21 protein-coding genes and 1 pseudogene are annotated in these 22,993 nt (G+C 47.4%); 2 read left to right on the top strand and 20 right to left on the bottom strand.

From position 1 onward, the window contains the following. Window positions 1-100: 100 nt before the first annotated feature. The 16 genes from AC3WT9_RS22085 to helD form a co-directional block, all read right to left on the bottom strand. Window positions 101-1,675: a response regulator gene (locus AC3WT9_RS22085; RefSeq protein ID WP_341097301.1), complete on the bottom strand. Its 1,575-nt coding sequence runs from the start codon at window positions 1,673-1,675 to the stop codon at window positions 101-103. A 13-nt stretch (window positions 1,676-1,688) separates the two neighbouring features. Next, window positions 1,689-3,422, bottom strand: a complete 1,734-nt coding sequence (locus AC3WT9_RS22080) for a histidine kinase (protein WP_492407950.1) — start codon at window positions 3,420-3,422, stop codon at window positions 1,689-1,691. A gap of 248 nt (window positions 3,423-3,670) precedes the next feature. Next, window positions 3,671-4,216, bottom strand: coding sequence for a DinB family protein (locus tag AC3WT9_RS22075; protein WP_341097823.1), 546 nt, complete (start codon window positions 4,214-4,216; stop codon window positions 3,671-3,673). A gap of 66 nt (window positions 4,217-4,282) precedes the next feature. Then, window positions 4,283-5,230, bottom strand: a complete 948-nt coding sequence (locus tag AC3WT9_RS22070) for a helix-turn-helix transcriptional regulator (protein ID WP_341380204.1) — start codon at window positions 5,228-5,230, stop codon at window positions 4,283-4,285. 168 nt (window positions 5,231-5,398) lie between these two features. After that, complete coding sequence (locus AC3WT9_RS22065; protein ID WP_341380206.1) at window positions 5,399-6,070, bottom strand: MOSC domain-containing protein; 672 nt, start codon at window positions 6,068-6,070, stop codon at window positions 5,399-5,401. A 16-nt stretch (window positions 6,071-6,086) separates the two neighbouring features. Further along, on the bottom strand, window positions 6,087-7,325 hold the full coding sequence (locus AC3WT9_RS22060) for an MDR family MFS transporter (RefSeq protein ID WP_341380207.1): 1,239 nt from the start codon (window positions 7,323-7,325) through the stop codon (window positions 6,087-6,089). A gap of 23 nt (window positions 7,326-7,348) precedes the next feature. Beyond that, a complete protein-coding gene (locus tag AC3WT9_RS22055) occupies window positions 7,349-7,666 on the bottom strand; it encodes a YciI family protein (RefSeq protein ID WP_052092395.1) in 318 nt (105 codons plus the stop codon). 20 nt (window positions 7,667-7,686) lie between these two features. Then, window positions 7,687-8,718: a radical SAM/SPASM domain-containing protein gene (locus tag AC3WT9_RS22050; protein WP_341097308.1), complete on the bottom strand. Its 1,032-nt coding sequence runs from the start codon at window positions 8,716-8,718 to the stop codon at window positions 7,687-7,689. Window positions 8,719-8,744: 26 nt separating this feature from the next. After that, window positions 8,745-9,965, bottom strand: coding sequence for a M16 family metallopeptidase (locus AC3WT9_RS22045; protein WP_341380210.1), 1,221 nt, complete (start codon window positions 9,963-9,965; stop codon window positions 8,745-8,747). Window positions 9,966-9,974: 9 nt separating this feature from the next. After that, window positions 9,975-11,234 (bottom strand): M16 family metallopeptidase, encoded by a 1,260-nt coding sequence (locus AC3WT9_RS22040; RefSeq protein WP_341097310.1) that lies wholly within the window; start codon window positions 11,232-11,234, stop codon window positions 9,975-9,977. Between the two features lie 53 nt (window positions 11,235-11,287). Next, entirely contained in the window at window positions 11,288-11,431 is a 144-nt protein-coding gene (locus tag AC3WT9_RS22035) for a hypothetical protein (RefSeq protein ID WP_156130981.1), read from the bottom strand. 27 nt (window positions 11,432-11,458) lie between these two features. Continuing rightward, window positions 11,459-11,746: a PqqD family protein gene (locus AC3WT9_RS22030; RefSeq protein ID WP_038598046.1), complete on the bottom strand. Its 288-nt coding sequence runs from the start codon at window positions 11,744-11,746 to the stop codon at window positions 11,459-11,461. Between the two features lie 14 nt (window positions 11,747-11,760). Continuing rightward, window positions 11,761-12,795 carry a radical SAM/SPASM domain-containing protein gene (locus AC3WT9_RS22025; RefSeq protein WP_341380214.1) on the bottom strand — a complete coding sequence of 345 codons (1,035 nt, stop codon included), beginning with the start codon at window positions 12,793-12,795 and terminating at the stop codon, window positions 11,761-11,763. A 186-nt stretch (window positions 12,796-12,981) separates the two neighbouring features. Further along, on the bottom strand, window positions 12,982-13,566 hold the full coding sequence (locus tag AC3WT9_RS22020; protein WP_492407949.1) for a response regulator transcription factor: 585 nt from the start codon (window positions 13,564-13,566) through the stop codon (window positions 12,982-12,984). Window positions 13,567-13,939: 373 nt separating this feature from the next. Next, the gene (locus AC3WT9_RS22015; protein WP_341097316.1) at window positions 13,940-14,422 is read right to left on the bottom strand and encodes a GyrI-like domain-containing protein; all 483 of its coding nucleotides are present in this window, start codon (window positions 14,420-14,422) and stop codon (window positions 13,940-13,942) included. Between the two features lie 91 nt (window positions 14,423-14,513). Next, window positions 14,514-16,937, bottom strand: coding sequence for an RNA polymerase recycling motor HelD (helD, locus tag AC3WT9_RS22010; protein ID WP_341097317.1), 2,424 nt, complete (start codon window positions 16,935-16,937; stop codon window positions 14,514-14,516). Window positions 16,938-17,238: 301 nt separating this feature from the next. On the opposite strand from helD, the pseudogene AC3WT9_RS22005 reads away from it, so the two are divergent. Then, window positions 17,239-17,817, top strand: a pseudogene (locus tag AC3WT9_RS22005) (dehydroquinate synthase/iron-containing alcohol dehydrogenase family protein); the annotation flags it as partial. A gap of 129 nt (window positions 17,818-17,946) precedes the next feature. Here the strand turns inward: AC3WT9_RS22005 and AC3WT9_RS22000 are convergent. From AC3WT9_RS22000 to AC3WT9_RS21990, 3 genes are all read right to left on the bottom strand, one after another. Continuing rightward, on the bottom strand, window positions 17,947-19,545 hold the full coding sequence (locus AC3WT9_RS22000) for a permease-like membrane multi-spanning protein (RefSeq protein ID WP_341097318.1): 1,599 nt from the start codon (window positions 19,543-19,545) through the stop codon (window positions 17,947-17,949). Continuing rightward, a complete protein-coding gene (locus AC3WT9_RS21995; RefSeq protein WP_340895930.1) occupies window positions 19,538-20,251 on the bottom strand; it encodes an ABC transporter ATP-binding protein in 714 nt (237 codons plus the stop codon). Before AC3WT9_RS21995 ends, AC3WT9_RS22000 begins: the two co-directional genes overlap by 8 nt. Window positions 20,252-20,419: 168 nt before the next feature. Continuing rightward, window positions 20,420-21,700, bottom strand: a complete 1,281-nt coding sequence (locus AC3WT9_RS21990; protein ID WP_341380218.1) for an amidohydrolase family protein — start codon at window positions 21,698-21,700, stop codon at window positions 20,420-20,422. A 180-nt stretch (window positions 21,701-21,880) separates the two neighbouring features. On the opposite strand from AC3WT9_RS21990, the gene AC3WT9_RS21985 reads away from it, so the two are divergent. Then, a complete protein-coding gene (locus AC3WT9_RS21985) occupies window positions 21,881-22,312 on the top strand; it encodes a MarR family winged helix-turn-helix transcriptional regulator (RefSeq protein ID WP_076113772.1) in 432 nt (143 codons plus the stop codon). A gap of 37 nt (window positions 22,313-22,349) precedes the next feature. On the opposite strand, the gene AC3WT9_RS21980 is transcribed toward AC3WT9_RS21985, so the two are convergent. Next, window positions 22,350-22,904 (bottom strand): TetR/AcrR family transcriptional regulator, encoded by a 555-nt coding sequence (locus AC3WT9_RS21980; protein ID WP_341380220.1) that lies wholly within the window; start codon window positions 22,902-22,904, stop codon window positions 22,350-22,352. Between the last annotated feature and the right edge of the window lie 89 nt (window positions 22,905-22,993).

Here is a 22,993-nt window from a genome sequence, read left to right as displayed (position 1 = left end):
AGCGGCATAATTCAGCGAAACAACTAAACCTAATACTAATTCAACGATTCGACAAAAAATAAGCCCTGTCCCGTCCGGAACAAGAGCCTCACGAATAGATTCAAATTTTGTTTCTCTTCCGGTACTCGCCGGGGGACATGCCCATGTACTGCTTGAACTGCCTATTGAAATAAATAATATTTTTATATCCGGCCTGTTCTGCAATTTCATATATTTTCTTCGTCGGATCTTCGAGCAGCTCGCATACCCGCTTCATTCGCAATTCGCCCAGGAAATCGCTGAATAGACTGTTGGTTTCGACTTTAAACAGATGACCCAGATAGTTGGGCGTAAAATCGAAATGAGCGGCAACCTCGTTCAGCGTTACTTTTTGCTCCAATCTTCCTTTCACATATTCCGTAATTTCATCAATTAGCTTCCGCTTTTGTCTTTGCCGCTTCAAATACAGCAGCTCCGACAGTTCAAAGAACCTTCTTCTCAGCCACGAAAGGATATCATGCACCGTTTCGAACTGAAACAGCACAAAAGGATGATGGGAATCCCAATTCAAAATCTCGTACAAATGCTCATTCATTTGCCGCAGATCGGCATGAAGCTTGGAGGTAATCCGAATAATGATGTCGTAAATGTCGTTTTTCTGGGAGATCGGGCTGTCTCCGGCAAACAGCTGCAGCAAGCAATCGTCAATGGTTGTAAGGTCGTAGTCGAGCATAGCCTTAAGCATCCGGTCAACAATAACCTCTACATCCGCAGCGATCTTTTCCTTTGGATGCCACTCGGAGGCGTCTTGGATGAGCCTGTTCTTCCCGACAATCCATTTGATGCTTAAAGCGGCCTGAGCCTGCCGGTAGGACTTATGCAGCTTGTCGAGTTCGGTTGTGTACATCCCCCGGCCGATGGTAATGGAAAAGGAAAATTCCTGATAGAACGCCCGAATCAGCTCTTCCATCAAAGCTGTGAAATGTTGTTCCTGAACCGCAGCCAATATCACAAAGTGATAGTCATAGGTGGTGATGACCATGCCTAAATTTTGATCGTGAGCGAACTTCCGGATGAAATGATTGGCGCTGCTGCTCCATATACTTCGTTTCTCTTCCGTCCATGACTGGATTTTCCACGCCATGTCGTCGATCTCAACGATGGCGACCGCGGACGCATCTTGTAAATAGGGCTCAAGGAAACTCTGAATATGCGTCTCGACCTGCCCCGGAGTGGACTCGTTAAACCAGCGCAGCAGCAGCTCCTGATTGACAAGCGTCAGCGTCTCCGACAAGGAGATATGCTGCTTCCGGGCTTTCTCAATTTTGGCGCAGAGTCCGCTCAGCATATCGTTTAGCTCATCGTCATCGACGGGCTTAAGCAAATAACCGGATGCGCTCAATTGAATCGCTTCTTTGGCATAGCTGAAATCCTGATGTCCGCTAATAAAAACAATATGGACCTCAGGGTTGATCTCCTTCGCTTTCCGCGCAAATTCCACTCCTGACATAATGGGCATACGGATATCGGAGAGAATGATGTCAACAGGATACTGCTCCATCACTTTGAGAGCGGCAAACCCGCTCGCGGCCGTTCTAACGTTATGCAAAGGCAAATGCTCATTGCCCGCCACACGCCGTCTGAGCCATTCCAAATCGACCACTTCGTCATCCACCAGCAGAACGTTAATCTCCATCACCATGACCCTCCTACTCCCCCATAACTTCCCGGATTTCTGCATTATCGACCGGTAAAATAATTTGAACTGTCGTTCCCGCCCCAAAATGGCTGCCAATCTGAATGCCGAAATCATTGCCGTATCTCAGTTTAATTCGTTCTTCCACGTTTCTCAGACCATAGCTGTCAGAATGAAGCGGGTTCGACCGCATTGTTCTAAGGGTATCCGGCCGCATACCGATCCCGTTATCAATGACCTTAAGTTCAATCCGGTCACCAAGCCGCTTTCCGGTAATACGGATCGCAATCGTCTCACCGAACCAGGCGTGCTTGAATATATTCTCGACAAACGGCTGCAAAATCAGCTTAATAATGGGAATCCGTAAAATTTCCGGATCGATATCATAATAAACCTTGAAGGCATCCGCATACTTTACTCTCTGAATTTCAAGATAGGTCCTTACCTGCTCCAACTCTTTTTCCAGAGAGATATACACATGTCCTTCGTTTAAGGTGAGCCGGTAAAATTTGGAAAGGCCTTGTACCATCCCCGTTACCTTCTCAACTTCGCCCAAATTGGCCAGACTGCCAATCGTCGACAGTGTGTTGTACAAGAAATGCGGACTGATTTGGGCTTGCAGCACATCCAGTTCAGCTTGTTTTTTCTGGATGCCCTGCTCGTAGACGTCGCGGATCAGTTCCTGGATGCTCGTGGCCATTTGATTAAAGCTATTGGCAATGTAGACAAATTCATCGTTTCCTGAAAAGCCAATTCTTTTATAAAAATTCCCTTCCCGAAACGACTGGACTAAATATACGATCCGTTTAATTTTTTTGCCGGAGATTCGGGCAACCAGGAAGCCAATAACAGCCATAACCAAAAAGCTGATGGAACAGACGGTGCCAATCACCTTCTGCATTCTGCTCGCGTCTTTGTTCAAATAAGTGTGCGGTACCCTTGCCTCGATGGCATATCCCGGTATCGGAACATCTTCGCTAATAATCAAATAAGAATCTTGCTTCGCATGCTCATCTACAATACCCTGTTCATATATAGTCGATCCTTGCATCCTGTCAATCAAACGAAGGTCAAGCCCCTGTTCAACCGGAAAGGTATCGAAATTGCCAAAAAGCTCGTCAATTCTCGCCGTGACACGAATATAACCGATAACGGCCGGACCATTTGAAGAAACGAGCTTACGGACATACGAAATGTTGCCCAGCTCGCGATCGGTGTCTGCCTGAAGCCACACGCTGTCTTTGCTATCCGTGACGATCGACTGAAACCACTCCGCATTTTCGATCGTCCGGTAAGGAAGAACATAATAATCGCTTCTACCGATCGGCATCGACATATCGTCACCGGTTATTTCAAGCATCGTCTCATTCACGGTATAGAGCGCAAGTCTTAGCTTGTTCCCGTACAATTGCAGAGGGGCCTTCATATAAGGAACGATATCGTCTCTCATCTTAAGCATGTTATCTAAAGGCTCCCCCCTAAACTGAAGAGCATTTTGAAAGTTCGAATTGAGAAACAGCGAATTACTCATTCGTTTGATTTCATCCGTCTGGTATTCGATGTTGTTCCTTGTCTGCTTCAGAGCGGTCCTGATATTCGTTTCCGCCATCTCTGTCCTGGATTGAATAAGCATCGTATATGCGATATAGCCGACCAGCACATCTGTCAGCAATACAAGAATGAGATATGGAATCATCATCTTGTAGGTGAACGGAATATACTTTTTCCTGAACCAGAACCTCTTCATGGGCATGCTCCCTTGTAACCGTGTCAATGATATACCTTTGTTTTTATCCATTCTACAATGAACTGAAAGCGGTTACTAGAGAATGCATTTGGAAATTCGACTTTTAACGACAAAAAAAGCCCGCAGCACTATAATCAGCACCCTCTCCATGGTGTGTTCCTACCATGGCCGGAATGATGATAAAACAGGCTGTGCGAGCTTCAACTCCATACCTTTCTACCTATTCAGAAGAGGCAACGTTAGCTTGTTCATTCATGAGCATGAACCAAACCTTGTTTTAAGCGGTCCAGCTGCAGAAGATGATGACGGTAGTGCATTTCAACTAGCAGAAACCATTCCTCTGCGCACAATCCACCGAATCGCGGATGAGGCACTGTATTTTGTTTGGACGCTTCCCCAAGGGTCGGTTCAATCTCCTTCATTCTCTGGATGACCGCGTGCAGCCCTTGAATTAGCTGCTCTTTGCTTTCCGGCTGCTGCGGCGTATATTGAGGGGAAGGCGGAACCTGAACACGAACGGGCGGGAAACTTCCTTGAGCGAATATTGCCTCACCTGCTTCGGTTTTTCCCGCTTGAGATACCAGGGAGTCTTCGCTTGGCACCAGGCATTGGTCTACATTGCGAAGCTGCATATACAGCGCTGAGTTAATGAGATGTTGAACCATCTGTCCGATAGACCACTCGTTGTCGCTTGGCTTTTGCTTCAGCTGCTCCATACTGAATGGTTCCAGTTCATGAATATAATGTGCGACAGTTTCCTCAAAACGTTGTAAGGCTTCCTTAGTTGTAACCATCATGTATTAGCTCCTTTAATCATCTTTTTGTTCTAAGTATACAAAAACGCTACTGACACCCTTATGTCAGTAGCGTTTCAACATGTTCTCCAGTTCGTCTCTTACCCGATATCGGAAGGATTCCGGCTCCAGTACAACCACTCCGGCTCCCCAGCCGAGCACGGATTGCAGCAATTCCTCCGCCTGCCTAACACGAAAGGTTACCAGCAAGCCTTCCGGTTGATCCTCTATCGTATCTATATAGAAGTTGTTTGACTCCCTTACCTTATCGGCAATGTCAGGCTGGACCCGGATGCGCACACGGATGTTACGGTCATCTGGAGGCCGGTATGCATCCAAATTAAAATCTGCTGGAAGCTTGAATCCAGCTTCCAGTTCAATAAGCTCCGTCATCCGGGACAACCGGAAATGACGGATGTCTTGACGCAATTCACACCATGCGATGAGTACCCATGCCCCATGAAGGAGCACAAGCCCATAAGGAGCAACCGTACGAACGCTTTGACGGTTTCCATCAGCTTCGGCAATTTTTTTGGAATAGTGGAAGCTTATTTTTCTTTCCTCCAGGATCGCCTGACGAATCGCTTCCAGGTATGCCTTCTCTTGTATTCGTGATACATCTTCAGCGGACGTACGCAACCGAATGCTCTTACGTATCCGGGCAGCCTCACTGCGGACCGGTTCCGGGAGGATGGCTTCAATCTTTCCTCTGGAAGTACGGGACTTACGGCCATAGTGGACATCAAACCACTGCTCGATAAAATCCGTCCCGATAAGTAACGTCACAGCTTCTTCTACCGTAAAGCTGACTGGCGGCAGGAAATACCCCTCCATTAAGGAGTATCCCTGTCCTGGCGCCCCTATCACGGATACACCGGCTTCACTCAAAGCCTGAATATCCCTATAAATGGTTCTCACGCTTGTTTCAAAGGTAGCGGCCAAATCCTCGGCCCGCAGCACCTTATTACGCTGCAGCTCAAGCACTATAGCTAACAAACGATCCGTTTTGTTCATGCGGCTGCACCCTTTCCCGGCTGTTTACCGTTACTTACAATACGGATCACTATATCATCTATAGAGCAAAATTTACAGGAAACCCAAAGCATATTTACTTTGAATCATAAACTCAGGGGGGGTGAAATGGAATTCCCGTCTCTTGTGCGATCGAAGCAGCTTCTCCATTTACATCCCTTGCAGCCTGTTCGTAGAATCCTCATAATGCCCTGCCAGCCTTAGCTTGAAAGTGGTCCTAACGCTTGGCGACAAGGCCTCCACCTGTAAAATGGCCGTGAGCAGCTCTTTATTCCGTATATCCTTATACATAACATCATTGACCCTTGCAATGGAAATTTGAGAGGGATGAGTTTTGGAGCAAAAGAAAGGGCTATCCATGCTAACCCACCCTTCCTTCAGAACACGCATGAGAAAACCGGTTCTCCCCAGATTTTGAAAAAGAAGCGGCAGCTGAGGGTTGCCAAACTTTTTAGCCAGCTTATGACATGGGGGGCGGGGCTGGGTAATCTCAAGCAACGCCTCCCCCCACATAAAAATATCGCCGATATGTACTTCCGGTTCCCTCATACCCTGTACTGTTAGATTTTCTCCGAAGGAACCAAAGGGAAGCTCCATGCATAGCTCCTGTTCCCAGTCATCGTAATATTCTTCAGGATAAGCGCAAACCGCTTTGTCTAGTCCACCATGTCTGATTTTGTTCGCCTGTTCATCTCCTTGCAAACCTAGAACGGATAAGAACACCTGGTCTTTTGTTGGTATCTTCGTGATCGCAGACAATACGCGTTTCCCTTCACATTCAATCCATCCGGCTTTTCCGATGTTCACAGAACAGATTTGCATTCTGATTCCACTCTCCTTAAACCGCTGTATCCGTCTGCAGCTCCTTTTGCATTAGAGCGACTTTCTGATTCTGTGCATTACGGATTAGTTGATAGATGGCCACGCCACAGAGAACCAGCAGACCAGCGACAAGCGAAAACATCATTCCCCCGCCAAAATACTCAAAGATCAGTCCGAAGCAAATGGGGCCGAGGATTTTGGGGATTTGCATATATAAGCCAAAGATAGAGTTATATCTTCCTCTCATGCCTGCAGGTGCAGCAATGGAAACATATTTTTGCAAATGGATGATGCCTATAATTTCGCCTACGGTAAAAATCAGCTCCGTGACCACTAATACGAGGAAAGATGCAGCAAATCCATAACCCAGACTTACGATGGCAAACAGCACATAACTTATCAATATCATGGACTGCGGTGATCTGTTTTCCGTCTTCTTTGGCAGCCAGACCATGAGCAGAATCACAACAATAGAGTTAATTGTCATAAGTCCGGCAAAGATGGAGGAGGCATTAGAAAAGTTAGTTTTCAGATGCAGCGGAAGAGTGGTTTCCACCTGTGAGTACAATAATCCCACAGGAAGCGCGAACAAGGTCAACAGGTACAGCAATCTATGTTCCCGGTATGGAAGTCTGGTCGAATGGGCCGCAGGCTTATCAGGCTGCAGGATCTCTTCCGGTCGTGTTTCCGGCACCTTCCACCAAATAAGCAAAGCGAACAAAACAAAAGAAGCCGAACAAATCACAAAGATAACACTCTGGTTCAATAGATACACGGCCAAGCCCAGCAAGGGCCCCAGCGCACCGCCAACATTGACTGCACCATGAATAAGGGCAAAGGCTTCCGCACGTTTCTCCTCGGGAACAATGTCAGAAATCTGGGCATTGGCTGCCGGCAGAAACATCGGCATCCCCATGCCCCCAAGTACAGAAATCAGAATCAGCATCCACAGGGTATCGGCAAATATAAAACCAAGCATGGACAAAGCCTGAATAACCAAGGATACAAGCATAACCGGCTTGCGCCCGTAACGGTCAGCCAGCCCCCCGCCCCAGAAGCTGAGCATAATTCCCGCCAGCGGTTGAAGACCTACAACCAGCAGAGGCATCAGCACAGTTCCACCAAGCTTATCCGAAATATAAAAAATGAGAAAAGGCCGGATCATAAATGTAGTTAATGCACATAATCCGGTTCCAAACACCCGAATCCATAGTACGGGGTCATGTCGTCTAAAATAAGAAAACGTAAGCCGCATGAAAGAATCAACCTCTCTTCATTCTATTCAACAATGCCCATATGCCCGTTACTCTCAAGCGACAACTCCCAGGTGCGCAATTCATAATTCTCTTTGCCCGAAAGGACATAAGGATCACGCTCTGCTATCTGCACGGCCTCTTCTCTGGACGCAGCGCGGATAATGACCATACCGCCGGCATAATCCGTAAACGGCCCGCACAATACCAGCTTCCCCTCCCGGTCAAGCTCACGTAAATGGTTCACATGGGCGCGAATGAGTTCAAGACTCATTTTTTCATTCGTTGCATGGCTGAGCAAAATAACATAACGAATATCTTCATCTCTGGTAACATAGCTCATTTGTACATTCCCCTTTTTTATTAGACTGTGATCCGGTCTGCAGACTCCGGTGCGGAATGCAGCCAGCAGTGTGTATCATCAGCTAAATAGTCGTGATACAGGCCATAAGCAACCCCGCGGCAGCCCCCGCATTTTTCCCGAATTCCGCATTGCCCGCAGTTTCCGCCCAGGTTGCTCCGGTCACGCAATTGCTGGATAACAGGCGAGCTGTCCCAAATCTCTTTTAAGGGGCGCTCATGGACATTGCCTAAATGTACCGGAAGCATAACACAGGGAGTGACCCAGCCATCTGCAGAAATATACCCTTGCGCCATACCGGCTTGGCAGCCTCTGAAGCCCTCCTGGCAGGCTAAAGTGGGATCAACCAAAGCCATTTGCGCCAAGTGGCTGCTGAACTTCATACGCCCTTTAAGCTGCTCCCTCTTGTTCACCCACAGCATCGCCAAAGATCTCCATTGCCCGGGAAGCAAGTCCATACTTTGACTTCCCCGGCCTACAGGCACGAACTGGGACAGATTGAATAGATGGACTCCTTTGGATAAGGCATATTGAATGACCTGCTCGGTATGATGCACATTTTCCTTGTGAGGAGTAAAGCAGATATGTGTCTGGAGTCCTGACTCCAGAGAAGCATCAATAGCACGTTCTACACGATTAAACAGCCCCTTCAGCCCTCTCACTTCATCATGTGTCTGGCCTATGCCATCGAGGCTGATCTGGATGCGCTGAAGTCCTAATGCTCTCAGTTCCTTCGCTCTTTTCAGATTCAGACCCCAGCCGTTGGTTCCCAGACCCACCTGCATATGATGATGAACGGCATGTTCGATGATCTGTTCGATATCCGCCCGAAGCAGCGGCTCCCCGCCGGATAAGGCCAAATCAATACAACCCATATCCGCCAGTTCGTCAATTAACTGCAAAGCCCGCGCCTGATCCAGTTCTCCCGGAAGACAGGTTCCAGAGCTTGACGAGCAATGTATGCAGTGGGCATTACACAAATTAGTAACCGACCAGACCATATGTACAGGATAGCGGAACCATTCCTCCACCATGTTTAGACCAGCTCCGTTTCTTGTGATTATCCGTATATTTCAAAGCACTCCTGGTTGTTAAAGTACTGGGCAATTATATTTTGAAGGTCACCTATACTGATCTGATCAATGAATGTCAGGAGTTCGTCCAGAGGAACCATACGTCTATGCCGCATCCAGGCCTGGGCAATTGAGACCGAACGGCTGTGGGATACGGAAGCATCCAGGGCCATTTGTGTTTTTACCTTTTGCTTGGCACGGTTGTATTCGCGTGATGTGATCCTTCCAGCCCCCATCTGGCGCAGCTCGCCCAGCATCTTTTCTCGAACCCCCTCCAGTTGAGCTGCACTTGCCAAACTATAGATTTTGAACAGTCCTTTGCCGCCCAATACGGAGTATACACAGGTGATCTGCTGGGCTAATCCAGGGGCAACGATCACATTATAGAGCCTTGAGCCGATGTAATTATCGTCGCCCAGCAAGGTGCATAGCAGATGGACTGCGTAATGTTCTTTATCCTCAAGCGGCGGGAGACTCCAGGCCCATACTGAGTAACATAGCTCTGTACGCGTTTGCGGTAGGTTGACAACCGCAGGTTGTGCCATTAGAGGCTGTTCAAGCCCGACCGGAAGCATAGGCTCCTCCCAATCCTGTAAAGCTTGCAGGCAGGACTCCAGTCCGCTGCACTTCCCAAGGCTGCCGGAAATCACCAGCAGAATATTGGAGGGAATATAATGCCGCCGGTGAAATTCTCTAAGCTCCAGAGCGCTCAATTTAAGAATATCTTCATCGAGACCAATCAGCAGCTTGCCGAGACGTCCCGGATACACGTATTGATGGAGCGCATGAGTGAGTCTGCTCCGCGGTTCCTCTAATTGTCTTGATAATTCTTTGCGGATAATATTCTGTTCCAGACCAAAATCTTCTTCCCGCAATAGAGGCTGACGAATCATATCCATTAATGGAAAAAAGATTCCGGGCAATTCTTCAGGGATGGAACGGCTGTAGAAGCAAGTATATTCCCAGGTGGTAAAAGCATTCATAGTCCCTGTCATTTGAGTGAATTCGGGACTCATGGCTCCCTTTGGATAAAGCAGCGATCCCCGAAAAAGCAGATGCTCCAGCGCGTGTGCTATACCTGTCTGTTTCGGGGACTCATGTCTTGCCCCGCTCAGTACAAAAAATCCGGCCGTCACACTTGCCATTGAAGGCATATCCTCCGTGATTACGTTCAGACCATTTGGATACTTCCACTGCGAGTAGGCCATAACGTCCTCCTAATGATTCAATACTAGCGCTGAAGCGGATACCGGACCCAACGTCACCACACCCATTTCTGCAGTCGGGGCGGCGTTCTGTAAAGCGGACTGAATCGCCTCCGGAGTAACCGAACTTATGGCTTCTTTCATGACCGTTAACGTCCCTGGGTATCCCGGATACCATGAGGCGGTCAACAGCGTGTTCATTCTGGAAGCTGTACTCTCTGACCTTAGGACCATCTGGTTTAAAAGCTGGTTTTGGGCGGCCTTGACCTCCTCTCTGCTCATTCCGTTATTCCTGATTTGCTCCATTTCTTGAACAATGGCAGATGCCGCCCAGGATACGGAATTCGGTCCGGTGGCCAGATAAAAGGTCATGAGTCCCGTGTCCCTGAAGGACATCAAGCTGCTCCGTACTTGATAGGCCAACCCTTTTCTCTGCCGGATACTTTCAAAAAGTCTGGAACCGTCTCCTCCACCCAGCGCCTGTGACAACACAGCAAATGCGAAAAAATCAGGATGTCTGCAGGATACACAGGGCAACGCTGCTGCCAGATGAACGAGTCTGCCTTCCTGTTCGATGGAATACGTACAGGATTGCCAATAAGGGGATTCTTCCCGAGGAACGATCAGTGAATCCTGTACAACGCCGGCTTCACCGATTTCATCCAGCAGCTTCTCCAGTCGTTCCTTTGAAATGCCTCCAACCACAGCAACCACACAATTATTTGGAACATAAAGACGTTCATAGACGCTCTTCACCTTGGGGAAATCCAGCCTCGCTATATCTTCAACCCGGCCTACAGCTGACCGTCCGATCGTTTTACCCCCGGACATTTTCTCACGCAATACATCCATTACGTACGCATTTGGTTCCTTCCGGCGTTTACTGGAAAGAACTGCTGCATACTCCTTGCTGGCCGCAAAGGTCTCAGGGCACAAATCAAACTCCAGAATATCATGCAAAAACAGTTTGAAGACCGGCTCAAATTGATCACAAAGCACTGTAGTCCAGTGGCGTGTCCATTCTATATTGGATGAGGTTTTCAAATTAGCTCCGAAATCCGCCAAAATATCATTGAGATCCTCTTCCTTCTGTTCTCTTCGCCATATCCAATGTTCGAGAATCCGCGAACTGCCTATTTCATCTTCCGCTTCCAGCCTTGCACCCGCACCCGATAGCAGGCCCAGCGATACCGTGTTCATACCGGCTAACGGAAGATGAATAATTCCCAATCCACTGCTTAACCTCCGGAAGGTTGTTCTGCTCCGACCCATTGGCTGCCTCCTTGTAAAAAGAACCTCCGGCAGCGCCCGAGGCTCCTTGCTTGCTAAATTACTCTCCAGGCAATAACAGATAATTCCCCTAAATCTACAATATCCAGTTCTTGAATGGCTGCCAGCAAATCAGCGTCTTCCATTTCCGCCATATTGTCACGGGCGATGTCCCACAGCAGTTCTCTGGTTGCTTCCATTTCCTCACCTCCTCTCTATAGGGCTGGTCAGGCTGCCTGGAGCAAGCCTCGTTTCAATAGCTTCTGAAGTAATCCGTTCACTTCCCCGCGTCCCTGGTCACACTGGAAGGCTGGAATGGATTCCTCAACAAGCCCCGTAATCTCGGCAACCCGGGCGGGCTGCTCACATAGCTTCAATATGGTATAGGCCAGACGTGATAACACATGAAGCTCGTCCGTAGCCGGGTTGTACACCACGTACTTGCTATTTTCCTCTTTGCGGGTAACAATATTGGATGCGAGTGTTAGTACCGTATCCGAAGTTAAATTTGGCATCTTATCCTCTCCTTCTACACTTGAACTGCTTCAGGAACCACCCAGCAATAAGGATCGCCCATTGAAGCATCGTTATGATAGGCTAATGCCGCAGAGCGGCATCCTCCGCAGATGAACTTATGCTCACAAGTGCCACAATTTCCTTCGTTTCTTGTCGTCCTGTCCCGAATATTCGCTAGGACCGGCGAGTAGCTCCAGATGTCCTGAAAGCTCTGCTCACGCAAATTGCCTGCTGTGAGCGGTAAAGTCACACAAGGGGTGACATCACCGTTAACCGTGATACGGGCGGTAACATAACCTGCACCACAGCCTATATATTGTGCTGCCTGCTCTGGCGGCAGCATCAGTGCAACACGGCAGTCATGCCAGTATATCTTCAGCTTTCCGGCGTACTCCTGCTGCATAGAGATCCACTCCACAATCACATCGCGAAGCTCATTTGGCGTAAGCGCCAATGCCTGATCTCCCCGTCCTGTGGGAATGAACTCAGATAAATTCACTCCATTTGCACCGAGCCGGGCGGCCAATTCTACGACCCTACGGCCATCCCTGAAATTTAGCCGGGTCGGCGTATACCCAACAGTTACATTAATCCCATGCTTCACTAATGTTTCTATAGCGCTAACAGCTTTGTCATACAGTCCTTTGACACCGCGCACCTGCTCATGTACTTCTGCGGTTGCTCCATCAATACTGACACAAATTCCAGACACCCCTGCCTCGATGATCCGGCGGCACATCTCATCATCAATCACAGCTCCATTGGTGCCGATCGAAACCATCATCCCCTTCGACGAAGCACGGGAGGCTATGTCCATCCAATCGGGCCTGAGCAGAGCTTCTCCCCCGGAGAGTCCAAGCAGGAGAACACCGGCCTCAGCTAATTGATCGACTACAGAAAGCGCCTCTTCTGCGTCTAATTCGTCGGGATGCCTGCGGCCTGCGCCTGAATAGCAATGTACACAACTGGCGTTGCACAAAAGTGTAATCTCCCAGACCAGGTAGAACGGAGCTTTGAACTGATCCTGTATTGCTGCAATATTACTCATATTTCCCTCCCTCACCGGGACCGTTTGCTCCCGGCTTTCAATATGTGCTACTAAATTAACATATATTAGAAGCGGGAGGATCGTACATTTGAGGTATTTTTATAATATAATTTGGATATTAAGCCGCAAAAAGGATCACCTCCTCAGTCAACCGGGAGATGATCCTTTTCTATTACTCACTAATTATTATTTAAGCAGCTCGGCAAAAAAGAGAGAAACGGCTTCCTTTTGGTTGTGTACCCCAAGCTTGCTCAAAAGATTACGGATATGGGTTCGTACCGTTGTATAAGAAATGTGTAGCTCTATAGCAATCTGCTGAGTTGTATGGCCTCTGGATAATAGGCCCAGCACTTTATTTTCTTGAGAAGTTAGCTTTTCCATGAGGGAAAAGATCGCGGCCTGTTCGAGGGTCACCCAGATTAACCGTTTATCGTAGCTGCTGGCCCGTATATTCTTCAGGAAAGGAACCCGGACCGAACCACGTTGAACAAATACCCTGCGTGATCCGTTGCAATTGTTCATATGTTGCGTAGCACTTAGAACCTGGCAGGTTTTACAGAGGCTGTTCCCGGTAGAATCACTGAAGAGATCAAGGGAACGGCAGGCCTTGCCGACCGCTTCTGTGGCCGAAATACCAAGCAGCGCACCAAGCTCCGCACTCCATTGTAAGACTTTCCCCGTCTCATCGATGATAAAATAGCAGTCAGAAGTGCGCCTGATCCAACTCATATCCTCTACATTGGTTACGAAAGGCGCTTTGAGCTCTCCCATCTCTTTACCCCCATTTTCCAAACAGTGATTAGTGAAGTTTGTCTGGATGCAGGTTCCAAAAAGAAAAAATAATTGCATTATTTTCTATTTATTTGATTATAGCATTGCTTTCGAGACTGTCAATTCTTCATCTACAAAGATATCTCCAAATGACCGAAGCGGAGGAAATACCCCCACTTGGGATTCCCCTGCGTGAAGCTAAGCTGTTCTAAAAGATCTCTAATCTGTACCTCCCGGCACTATCGCTCCTACAGTTCCAAATTTCCCCTCCGTTACTTTTTCCCTTTTGTGTAGTTATTAAATTCATTCTATATAAGGATACAAAAACGCTACTGACAGCCTTATGTCAGTAGCGTTTTAACATGCTCTCCAGCTATTTAATGGCTATATAAATCTGCACTTCAGTGTTTGCTGGATCCGAATTCCTGGAATCATAAAGCTCAAAATCGCCCGTATAGGTTCTCACTTCCGGCGATTGCTTGAAATAGGCCCATATCTCCCGCCACGCCTCAGGCACCACTTCATACATAGGTCCCTTCTTTGACGTGAATACGATGTACTTACTTTCGGGTATTTCCACAACCGCATGATTATCATCATCCTGGACGAATTCATTGTCTGTTTCATGTCCAATTACAACGGTATAAGCTCCGTTCACGTCGCTTTCATAATCCGTATACAACGAGTATAGGAATTGAGGATTTCTGATCCCCTCCGCAGAAACAAGATTACTCTGAAAGTAGGTGTCCCAAAGCTGTGGCAATCGTCCGTCCGGTCCCGTTTCTTCAGCGTTTGTTGTACGTACAGCCACTCCAGTAAGGATCAGCTTGGGCTTGTGGGTCGTATAAGTGTTCATGGTTGAATCCTCTCCTTTCTCCAAAGTATACATGGAGAAACTCGACATCTGACTGTCATGTTTATGAAGAGAGATCCTTGGTTAGTATTCATCACTGAATTTGCTCTACCTCATACAAGGACTTATCCGATGCCGGAAGGAATGGGGTCCACTCTCCCGTTGTACAGATCAGAAGCCGGTGCATGGCACGCGTGCATGCGGTATAGAATAGCTTGCGCTCGCTCTCCAAATGATACGTCTGCGAAGATGCGTCGTAGATTAGAACGGCATCAAATTCAACGCCCTTGGCAAGATATACGGGAAGGATCAGGGTTCCCTTCTCAAAGTTGGGCGTACTCTTCGTCACAAGCTTCAACCCCTGGCAGCCCTGAGCTGTAAGGAGATCATAAGCAGCTTTGCTTTCGGCCGCTGTCTTGGTGATGATCCCGATGGAGACCAAGCCTTCCGCCCGAAGCGCCGCAAGATGCTCAGCTATTCTTGCTGCCCGCTGCCCGCCACTGCCCATCTGAGAGAGGAGCGGTTTCCTGCCACTGCGTTCAAAGGCTACAATCTCCTTGGCGTTAGGCAATAAAGACTTCGTGAATTCCACAATCTCACGCGTTGACCGGTAACTGCGAACCAGACGGAATACGCTCGTTTCAGATTTGCCATACAATCCGATGAGCGGTGATTCTTCGCCGTACAGTTCTGTGGCCTGAGCAAAGATAGCCTGTCCGAAATCGCCAAGCACCGTCATGCGGGCACGGGGAAACATTTTTTTGAGGAACTCATACTGAAACATCGAATAATCCTGACCCTCATCGACGAATACATGCCGGATCTCCGTGTTCACCCGAACGCCCTCGATGAGCTCCTTCAGGTACAGGTACGGTGTCGCATCTTCATAGAAGAGCTCGGACCGGCTAAGCTTCTCCTTGGTTTGCTGACAGATTTCCGGCCAGAGCGGGGGAATTCCAGCTTCATTCGTCATCTCCGCCAAAACATTCTCTTCTTCAAAGAACTGGATGTACAGCCCAATCATGTCTATGAACAACATCCGCTTCACACTTCGCTTCAGCGGTTTAAATTGCTCCTTCACGACCATCCGGCGCAGCAGTGCTTCCTCCCGCTCAGCATAATCGAAATCGCCCTCGTCCAGCCTCCGATTGCCGCGCTGCATTTCGCGGGCTTCTTCATATTGTTCGGCAAAGTCAAACACACCCCTGTCTTTATGCAGTTCATTAAACGCTTCGGCGTACTGATCATTGTCAAGATAATCAAGCTCCTCCTGCACCCAGAACGCCTCACGTTCCTTGTCCTCCAACAGAGAAATTTCACGCAGTAGCCATTCCTGCAGCAAAGCGATGCGGTTGGATAAGCGAATGGAAGAATCATAGCTGTAGAATTTCGATTCCATTTGCTTAGCTGTGATCAAATCGCGATCCCGGAAGCGTATGCTTATGAATCGCATGCCCTTCCCTTCCAACCCCTGCGCATACTTCTGGAGCGCTTGAAGAAAGTCCACAGATGCCTTGTATTGGATTCCTTTCAGCCGGGCTTCATACCCGCGGTCAGATTGTTCTTCCAGCACGTATTCTATCTGGTCGAAGGGATCCTCTAAGCGAAACGTCCTGCCAAGCCAGTAATCGAGATATTCATGGAAGGTCGTCTGCTGCATGTTCTCTTCACCGAGTTCAGGAAGTACGGTAGATACATAACTGTTAAACATCGGATTAGGCGAGAATAACACAATTTGGTCAGCCCTCAGCCGTTCGCGGTGTTTATACAGCAGGTACGCCACCCGCTGCAGGGCCGCCGAGGTTTTCCCGCTGCCAGCCGCCCCCTGCACGATGAGCATCCGGCTGTTGTCATCGCGGATAATGGCATTCTGTTCCTTCTGGATCGTCGCGACGATGCTCTTCATCTGATTGTCGGCACCCTTGCCAAGCACCTGCTGCAGCAATTCATCGCCAATCGTTAAGCTCGTGTCGAATACGTTCTGCAGTTGATCTCCGCGAATCTGATACTGCCGCTTCAGCTGCATCGTTCCAGCGATAGCTCCACCCGGCGTATCATATCCGGCCGTGCCCGGTGAATAATCGTAATACATACTAGCAATCGGAGTACGCCAGTCATACACCAGAAAACTCATGCCATCTGAGTCAATGAAGGATGATACACCGATGTAGACCTGCTCGGCAGTGTTCAAGCCATCCTCATGAAAATCGATGCGTCCGAAGTAAGGAGAGGACAGCAGCCGTTTCATATTTTTCCATTGCTGTGCGCGCAACCGCTGGCTTCGCTCCCGTTCGGACAATAATGCTTCTTGCTGTCTGATACTGTAGAAAGTCTCTTCAAAATCTTCACTAGTGCTTGTGTTCACAGTCACTTCTTCCCAAAAAAGCTTGCGGATGTCCACCACTTGGTCATGCAGCCCGGCCACCTCCGGCTCCAGTTCGGTGATCTTCGCTTGCAGTTTTTCCATAACCTGCTTCAGCCGTTCCTGTTCTTGCTTCCAATCCTCTGCACTTATCATCTTCCTGCATACACTCCTTCATTCGAATTTGTAAAATGAAAGTTTGACAACCCGTATTACTGTGTGGTAAGATTAAGTTGTAAATAAGATAGGATTATTAGGCTATTCATCAAATAAATGATCAGTAATTCTCCAATCATATCATACTATTTCTGTGTGCACAACTTAATCGAACATGATTCTTATGAAGGCCCTTCAATTGGAGGGCCTTTTTCTTTTTTAGGGAACAAACCCAACCATTGAATGCGTAATGCGCTCACCTGCAGTAGATAATTTCTAAAACAAGGAGAGTGGTTAAATTCTCGCCACCTATTTTGAAGCACGCGCCTGCTACCAGAAAAATGGTGATAATCTGGTCAATTTGAAACCCTCACTTGCCGGATTAGGTATCGCCAAGATGTGCTATGACACTGTTCTGGAATATGGCCTTCAAGCGAAAATTGCTGTTGATCATAAAGTTTCCACACCTGCGGTTGAAAAAACAATTGAAGCCACCATCTATTTAAGTGGCGTGGGGGCTGAATCCGGCGGTTTAGCCGCTGCACATGCCATTCATAATGGAATGACCGCTGTTCCCTCACTGCATCATGCACAGCATGGCGAAAAAGTAGTGTTTGGTTTATTAACACAGCTTATTTTAGAAAGTGCACCCAAGGAAGAACTGGAAACGGTAATCAACTTCATCAAAGAAGTGGGCTTACCCTTAACATTAAAAGATCTCGGTCTGGATCAGTTTAGAGAGGACGAATGGCGGAAAGTGGCGGAAGATGCATGTGCTGAAGGAGACACGATGGGCAATATGCCACATCCCGTAACTCCTGATGATGTATTCCAGGCCATCATTGCGGCAAATGCATTGGCAGAATATTACCATAATTAAAATCTCATGACCTATTGAAACGCTAAGCAGCCAGTTGCCGGGATGGAACCGACAGCTGGCTGTTTTGTAAGATATGCCATTCCTGAAATCGTATCTCCTTCCGCCGCTCTTTTTCTAAGCAACGCTGGGTTAAAGCCGCTGAAACAACTGCTCCCCTTTTGTCTGCATATATCTATACATTGCCAGGCATGCCGCTATCATAATCATGCCAACCCCTAACAAGAGGAGATTTGCATTTACCTGCGTCAGAAGAAGGGATAGTCCCACGGGAACTAATAAACTGATGAACCCTATGAGCATAGATACAAGAACTGCTGCACTTTGTTTGATTGCCGTAACTTCACTTTTCCACTCCAGGTTAGGTAATTTCAGGTTAACAATAATGCCCATCAGCGCGGAATAACAAGCGTAGATCAAAGGGATAACAAGCAATAATAAGCTTTCTATCCATCCCGTGCGCAACGATATCATAAGCATTACACTACTTATACTCAGGACCGGTAATGTGATGGTGAGATTCACGGCAACTTTGCTAAGCCATATCGCTTGTTTCGATACGGGTGAGCTTTTTAGTATCCATAAATTATTGCCTTCAAGCGAAATGGAACTTGATGTTGTGCAGCTTAACACTACAAATAAGGATAGTAGGATGGGAGCCAGCGTACTCAGGTAATGGGATAATTGCGGAATTTCAATCATTTCCCCCAGCTTCTCCGAACTGACAAACAATAAGGCAACCGACATCACCAGTAATAGAATCATGCCTATACTTGTATTCAGCACATAAACAGAAGATCCAAAATATCGGCGCAACTCCTTCTTATACAGTGCACGAAATGGAGAGGAGGATTCTAACGGCTTCATGGTATATTTGCTGCCTGCATGGCTGGTCATTAGACCGGTATGAATCGCTTTATATCTTGTACTTAACACAGTGGCAAATATAATAAAGGAAAGTACGGATAACGCAATAAATAATAACAATGATCCTACCTGATACGAGCAGACCGCATCGACATACATCGCTGCAAGAGGATACAGCTTAAATATCATATCGGCCAGCTCAGTCCCCATATCAGCAAGTGCCTGCTCGTTTCCATTGAGTGTAAATGAACCGACCATAAGTACAATCACAATGGCAAAAGTTAATACAAGACTGATCAGCCTGCTCGCTTTAAACCGGGAAGAGATCCAGCTAATGCATGAACCAATAATCGTTGCCGCAATAATCGGCAGTAATGGGATAAATAAAAGGGTCATTAGAAAAAACAGATAAAATAACGTCCCCGGATTCACTTTTATAGCATATACCACACCTGCTGGCAGCATGACCATCAAAGAAAAGAACAAATTCAGCACATAGAGCTGAAGAACACGGCTTGCCACAACATGACTCGTCTTGACCGGCAGTGACATCACCAAATCGTAGTCCTTATAGCTGAATAATACACCGCTTGCCTTATAGACCGTGGTGAAGAACCCTACAATAGAAGTAACAGCCATCATAATGGCCAGCAATAGATCCATTCGCCCCATTTGTTCAAAAGTCACTGCCAACATGAAGCTGTATCCAAATGAAACTACTGCTATCATAAGCACTCCCACAAGAATACCAAAGGCGAGTAGAAGCGATTTGCGTTTTTCTTTAACATCTTTTGTATGTAAAGCTTTATTCAACCCAAATGAAGAAAACAACTGCAGCTTCGTTAATCTCCAGATATTAATCATTGTCGATCAGCTCCATGAATAATGCTTCCAGGCTATTTTCGCCCTTTACTTCTTCTGTCTTGCCATGGACTATTAATTGGCCCCCCTTTATGATCGCTATCTTATTGCAGAGCTTCTCTGCCACATCCAGCACATGCGTGGAGAAAAAGATGGCACTGCCGTTGCTGCACAGCTCTACCATAATTGTCTTTAGCATGTGAGCCGCTTTTGGATCAAGGCCAACAAAGGGTTCGTCTAACACCAACAACTTTGGTTTATGAATAAGTGCAGAGATAATCGCAAGCTTCTGCTTCATCCCATGGGAATACGATGAGATCATATCACCCAAATGGACCGTAATTTGAAAAGCATCGCTGTATTTTTTAATAAGCTGCTCACGATCCGCTTTGGATACACTAAAGAGATCACCGATAAAATTCAAGTACTGAATGCCGGTAAGATGATCATACAGATCCGGGTTATCCGGAATATACGCAATCCTCGCCTTGCACGCTACCGGATCTTTTTTAATGGAGATACCGTCTATTTCAATATCCCCTTCTTCAAAATCAAGCACGCCCACTACTGCCCGAATGGTTGTTGTTTTACCTGCTCCGTTATGTCCGATAAAGCCGTAGATATCGCCTTGCTCCACCACCAAATTCAAGTCATTTACTGCCTTTTTACCACCCTTATAGCTTTTGGTAAAATGTTTGATTGTAAGCATTCCCCTTCACCCTTTCAATCCGTTTCTTCCCATACGCTCTTCCCGTAGAATAACTATAGTACGAATAGCACCGCTCGAACGTTCATTTGTCTGCAGGAATATTAAAAAAAGCCCATCCCTCTTAGGATGGACTTTCTCATTATTAAAAAATCAAGCGCCAGCGTGGCTTCACACTTCTTCTGCTTTCTGAATGCCGCGCAGCCATATTCCACGGATGGATAACGTATCGGAAATAGTCGTGGTCGGGTCGCCGTCGACCAAAACTAAGTCTGCCCTTGCCCCCTGAATGATACGCCCGCGGTCATTCAGGCCGAACCGGCGGGCTGTTTTTGAAGTAGCGGACTGAAGAGCTTCTACGGGCGTAAATCCCGCTTCCACCAATAGCTGCATTTCATGGTGTACACTGGCCCCATGGGCAAGCCCGCCAAGCGAAGGAACCGGCACGGAGACATCCGTACCCACAAGGATATCTACACCTGCATGATGAAGGTCCATCACATTCCGGTAGTTGTCTTCCATGCTGCCTTGCGGGTAGGTATGGAAGCTAGCATTCAGCGTATCCACCCATTCCGGACTGAGCCTGGAACTCACACGGTGATCCTTGGCCAATTCCGCCGCGGAGTTACCGATAATGGAGGAGTTCAAGACCAGACACGGTGTAACGAAAGCACCGGCCTCAGCGATCATTCTCACCAGATCCGAAGTATTGTCCGGGCGGTCGATGAATAAATGGGCCAGACCATCGACCCCGACTTCGATGGCTTGCCGGGAGGAGTCCGCAGTCAACACATGGGCAATCGCAATCTTGCCGTACCGGTGCGCTTCCCCTACGGCTGCACTTAGAATATCTTGGCTTAAGACAGGCAATCCGGGGGCGGCCAGTACCGTCCCTTCCTCAATCATAATCTTAATATAGTCGGCTCCCTCCCTGACTTGTTCGCCCACAAATACCAGCGCCTCGTCCGTGTTCGATACTGCAGCCGCTTCTCCGTGATCATGGGCATGAGCAGCCAGTATAGCGTTGCGGTCATCCTCGCTCATTTTCTCCATTTCCTTCAGTACAAAATCCGGGATTTCCCCATCCCCAGGCATAAGTTCATCGGGATGCCCTCCAGGAGGTGTGACCCCCATTCCGGCAGACCGTACGTCGGCAATATCCTCAATCCCCTGGAGCTGTGCCTCGCGGCCGTTTTTCGTAAACCCGCCCATCATTTCCAGTTCAGTCGTCACACCGAATTTCAGTGCGTCACGCAGGCCCTCTACGGAAGTGTGAACGTGGGCATCGATCAGACCCGGCAATAAAGTCCCTCCTTTCGCATCAATGGTGACCGCATGTGCCGGTACTTCACCGCCTACCGATAGGATCTGTTCGCCTTCAATCAGGACCGTCGTGGCTCTGATCACGTTCTCGCCGTCAAATATGCGCGCATTGGTGATTGCTGTAATCATTGTGATACCTCCTATAATGGGATAGTGTTTGTTATTGATTGAAATATAACAGTTAGACTTCTAACTGTCAATCATAAAATTAAATGAAGTCTAACCATTTGAATTTGACAATTAAGGGACCGAAAATTAAGATGTTCTTATAATTAGAATTCAAACTATAGCAAGGGAGTCCGGCACAGGATGACGAAGCAAGCTTTGCTTACCCCCTACTCCGATTTAATCCGGGAGATTGGATTGAAAATCAGAGGTATGGCCAATGTCAGATTATCGGAACTGGGACTGAATGCGCAGCAAGGACAGATGATGGGCTATATTTTTGAACATCAGGACAAAGGTGTGATCCAGAAGGATTTGGCCGAGCGTTTCAACCGTAAGGGAGCCACCATCACCAGCATGCTTCAGGGGTTGGAGAAAAAAGGGTATATCAAGCGGGTGATTCCGGAAGATAATGAACGGCAGAAAAAAATATATTTATTGCAAAAAGGGGCCGACCTCGTCGAAGAATTCCACGATATATTCATGGAAGTAGAACGATGTGTTACCCAGGGCCTTACCGAAGAAGAAAGCGCGGCCTTCTTGAAGTTATTAATCAAAGTGAAAGAGACCTTGTAGCAAGACAAAGCCACTCCTGCCCATGTGAGTGGTTTTTTTACAAAAACCTTCTTCTATGCATCAAGGTAATTTGCGCTGCTATGTATTCAGAGTTATATTGGATGCCCTCCTTAATCCACCACATAATAATCCCCAGCAGTGATGATACCACAATATCGACTGAGACTACCTCCTTTGTGGAATCTATTCTTCTCGCGTTTCTTCGTGTTTCTATCGTATTTTTCAATAGGTTGGACAAGTGATTTTTGAAGCCTTTATGCTCAACGAATACAGCAAAGATCTTCCGGTATTCATAAAAATAATTTAAGAATGTAACCAACTGCTCCTGTTCGTTGCTGCTCTTCACTTGTAATAGCGGTTCAACTTTCATGGACAGGTCATCAAAGATTTCATGTACGATCTGGCGCAACAAATCGTTAATATCCTCATAATGCAAATAAAACGTTGCCCGATTCAGTTCTGCCCGGCTGGCGATTTTTTGGACGGTCAGCTGCGAAATATCCGGGTTTTCTTCCAATAATGAAAAGACGGCAGTCTTCAGCATCTTTTTCGAGCGAATGACTCGTGGATCTACTCTCTTTTGTGCAGACATTTCATCCCTCGATTATCGTTTATTTGTCACTTCATCTACTAATCCACCCGTTCTGTCGATTAGTCAACATTTTCAATAAAATTGTAAAT

It is taken from the genome of Paenibacillus sp. EB106-06-01-XG199, assembly GCF_058791575.1.
The sequence above is the reverse complement of the archived record's forward strand: the minus strand, read 5'-3'. Positions and strand labels throughout refer to the sequence as shown.